Annotated in this window: 3 protein-coding genes; 2 read left to right on the top strand and 1 reads right to left on the bottom strand. The window is 64.5% G+C overall.

Annotated elements, in window-relative coordinates; translation table 11 throughout:
* The coding region (locus MOV75_RS31335) for a phosphonopyruvate decarboxylase (RefSeq protein WP_247007252.1) at positions 1-453 on the bottom strand (453 nt) is incomplete at its 3' end.
* Positions 454-558: 105 nt separating this feature from the next.
* On the opposite strand from MOV75_RS31335, the gene MOV75_RS31340 reads away from it, so the two are divergent.
* Together MOV75_RS31340 and rocD are read left to right on the top strand one after the other, a co-directional pair.
* A complete protein-coding gene (locus tag MOV75_RS31340; protein ID WP_246923717.1) occupies positions 559-1,779 on the top strand; it encodes a cytochrome P450 in 1,221 nt (406 codons plus the stop codon).
* A 208-nt stretch (positions 1,780-1,987) separates the two neighbouring features.
* The gene (gene rocD, locus MOV75_RS31345; protein WP_247007254.1) at positions 1,988-3,202 is read left to right on the top strand and encodes an ornithine--oxo-acid transaminase; all 1,215 of its coding nucleotides are present in this window, start codon (positions 1,988-1,990) and stop codon (positions 3,200-3,202) included.
* The last annotated feature ends 281 nt before the right edge of the window (positions 3,203-3,483 follow it).

Raw genomic sequence — 3,483 nt, forward strand, 5'->3', positions numbered from 1 at the left:
CTCCAGCACCGCCGGCACCTCGGCCGCGTTCGAGGCGCGCAGCACCTTGACGCCGGAGAGCTCGAACACGCCCTGCGTGGTCGATCCCATCGGCACCTGCCACGGATTGAACTCGCCCCACTCGCCGCGCATGGTCACGAGGGTGAGGAATGGAAAGCGCAGGATCGGGATCAGCGACAGCATGTTGATGCAATTGCCGACGCCGCTCGACTGCATCAGCAGCACGCCGCGCTGCCCGCCGGTCCAGGCGCCGGCGAGGAGCGCCACGCCCTCCTCCTCGGTCGTCAGAGGAATGCCCTGCATGGTGGGGGACTCCAGCACGTGCTGGATCAGCTTCGAATGGCCGGCATCGGGCACATAAGGCACCTGGCGGACGTCGAAGCGCTGCAATGTTGCGAAAATTTCGTCGGGCCAATTCGAGGCCGTGTCGGGAGCGTCAGCGCGCGCGTGCATTTTCCTGTCCGGTCGGCTAGCAGTGTTCGAAGACTGTAGACGCATGCACGCGTCGACCAGAACAACAAAAACGGCATATCGGCTTTAACCGGCGAGTATAGCGGGATGAACGCAGATGCGAAGGAGTTGGCGGCAAGCTTCGACCTCGAGAAGCTGACGCCGGAGTTTTACGACAACCCTTACCCAACCTATCGTGCACTGCGGGAGAACGAGCCGGTCAAGCGCCTGCGCAGCGGCACCGTGTTCCTGACGCGCTATGACGATCTCGTCACGACCTACAAGAACACAAAATCATTCAGCTCGGACAAGAAGCGCGAGTTCGCGCCGAAATACGGCGACACTCCGCTCTACGAGCACCACACCACCAGCCTCGTCTTCAACGATCCGCCCGCGCACACCCGCGTGCGGCGCCTGATCATGGGCGCGCTGTCGCCGCGGGCGATCGCGGGGATGGAGAGCGATCTCATCAAGCTGGTCGATGGCTTGCTCGACGCCATCGCCGCCAAGGGCCATTGCGAGCTGATCGAGGATTTCGCCGCGTCCATTCCCATCGAGGTGATCGGCAACCTGCTCGATGTTCCCCATGACGAACGCGGGCCGCTGCGCGACTGGTCGCTCGCGATTCTCGGCGCACTCGAGCCCGTGGTGTCACCTGACGTGGCCGCGCGCGGCAACAAGGCGGTGACGGACTTCCTCGCCTATCTCGAGACGCTGGTCGCGCGCCGGCGCCAAAAGCCCGGCAACCCCGAGCGCGACGTGCTGACACGCCTGATCCAGGGGGAGGAGAATGGCGAGCGGCTGACCGAGAAGGAGCTGCTGCACAATTGCATCTTCCTGCTCAATGCCGGGCATGAGACCACCACCAATCTGATCGGCAACGGCCTCGTCGCCCTGCACAGGAATCCAGAGCAGAAGCAGCGCCTGATCGGCAACCCCGACCTGATCAAGACCGCGGTCGAGGAGATGCTGCGCTATGAGAGCTCCAACCAGCTCGGCAACCGCATGACCACGGAGAAGGTCGAACTCGGCGGCGTCATGCTCGATGCCGGCACATCGGTCACGCTGTGCATTGGCGCAGCCAACCGCGACCCCGCGCAGTTTCCCGATCCTGAAAGCTTCGACGTCGCGCGCGCGCCAAACCGCCATCTCGCCTTCGCCACCGGCGCGCATCAATGCGCCGGCATGGCGCTGGCGCGGCTGGAAGGCGCGATCGCGATCTCGCGCTTCCTGGCGCGCTTCCCGAATTATGGCGTGAGCGGAACGCCGGTGCGGGGCGGACGGGTGCGGTTCCGCGGCTTCTTGAGCGTGCCCTGCTCGATCGGGTGAGGCCTCCAAAACAAAAACTGCGAAAACAACCCCATGCACCGTAGAGACCTGGTCGGCGAACGATGCCCTGTGGTTCCGCAGAACCATCTGACATTTCGGGGCAAATCAGGCCTCGTCCGCAATCGAGCGCCTGAAGGCTTCCAAGGCGGCAGACCGATACCCAAATCAAGTTGAGAGCCCGGTGCGTGCAGCAATGGAGCGACGACAGATGAGCTCATCCGTCATTGATTTGGTCGCAACAGAAGCACGCTTTGGCGCTCATAATTACGAGCCGATCGGGGCCGTCCTGTCCCGTGGCGAAGGTGTCTGGGTCTGGGATATCGAAGGTAACCGTTATCTCGATTGCCTCTCGGCCTATTCGGCGGTCAGCCAGGGCCACTGCCACCCCAAGATCCTGGCGGCAATGGTCGAACAGGCACAAAGGCTGACGCTGACCTCGAGGGCGTTTCACAACGACCAACTCGCCTTGTTCTACGAGGAGATCGCGGCGCTCACCGGTTCCCACAAGGTGCTGCCGATGAACAGCGGCGCCGAGGCGGTGGAAAGTGCGATCAAGTCGGTCCGCAAATGGGGCTATGAGGTGAAGGGCGTGCCGGACGGCCAGGCCGAGATCATCGTTTGCGCCAACAATTTCCACGGGCGCACGCTGGGCATCGTCGGCTTTTCGACCGACCCCGAGACACGGACGCACTTCGGGCCGTTCGCGCCGGGCTTCAAGATCATCCCGTTCGGCGACGCCGCGGCGCTGGAAGACGCAATCACCCCGAACACGGTTGCCTTTCTGGTCGAACCGATCCAGGGCGAAGCCGGCGTCATCATTCCTCCAGCCGGCTATTTCACTGAGGTGCGCCAGCTCTGCACCGCCAACAACGTGATGCTGGTGCTCGACGAGATCCAGACCGGGCTCGGCCGCACCGGCAAGCTGCTCGCCGAACAGCACGAGGGCATAGAGGCGGACGTGACGCTGCTCGGCAAGGCCCTGTCCGGTGGCTTCTATCCGGTGTCGGCCGTGCTTTCGAACAACGAAGTGCTCGGGACATTGAGGCCCGGGCAGCACGGTTCGACCTTCGGCGGCAACCCGCTTGCCTGCGCGGTGGCGCGGGCGGCGATCCGCGTGCTGGTCGAGGAAGGCATGATCGAGAACGCGGCCAGGCAGGGCGCGCGCTTTCTGGAAGGTCTGAAGGACATTCGTGCCAACACGATCCGCGAAGTGCGCGGGCGCGGCTTGATGCTGGCGGTCGAGCTGCATCCCGAGGCCGGGCGCGCCCGCCGCTACTGCGAGGCGCTTCAGGGCAAGGGCATCCTCGCCAAGGATACCCATGAGCACACGATCCGCATCGCCCCGCCGCTGGTGATCACCAGCGACCAGGTCGATTGGGCGCTGGAGCGGCTCGCCACCACTCTGACGCAGGATTTATCTTGAGGCGGCCTGCGTCGGAAGATCGCAACGCCGACCGGGGCCGACAACGAACGATTCCGCCGTCTGTGCGTTGAAGGTCGTGGGCGATTACGAGCTGGGAGCCGAGATCATGCTTCCGCGTGGCGTTTGCCTGACGGCTGGTTTGGTTGGTGTCTCGATGCTGGCGGCGAGCGTCAGTGCGTTCGCCCAAGGGCCCGGCCAGGGACACGGAAGAGGCGGACCACCCGGTCCAGCGGCAGCCCCGGCAGCTCGGCCAGCAGCACCACCGGCCATGGCCCGTCCAG

Origin of the sequence: Bradyrhizobium sp. PRIMUS42 (genome assembly GCF_023006515.1) — a bacterium.
Taxonomy (GTDB): domain Bacteria; phylum Pseudomonadota; class Alphaproteobacteria; order Rhizobiales; family Xanthobacteraceae; genus Bradyrhizobium.

Excerpts from the sequence above, each read along its gene's own strand:
- MOV75_RS31340 (WP_246923717.1), top strand. The coding sequence starts at position 559 with ATGAACGCAGATGCGAAGGAGTTGGCGGCAAGCTTCGACCTCGAGAAG.
- rocD (WP_247007254.1), top strand. The coding sequence starts at position 1,988 with ATGAGCTCATCCGTCATTGATTTGGTCGCAACAGAAGCACGCTTTGGC.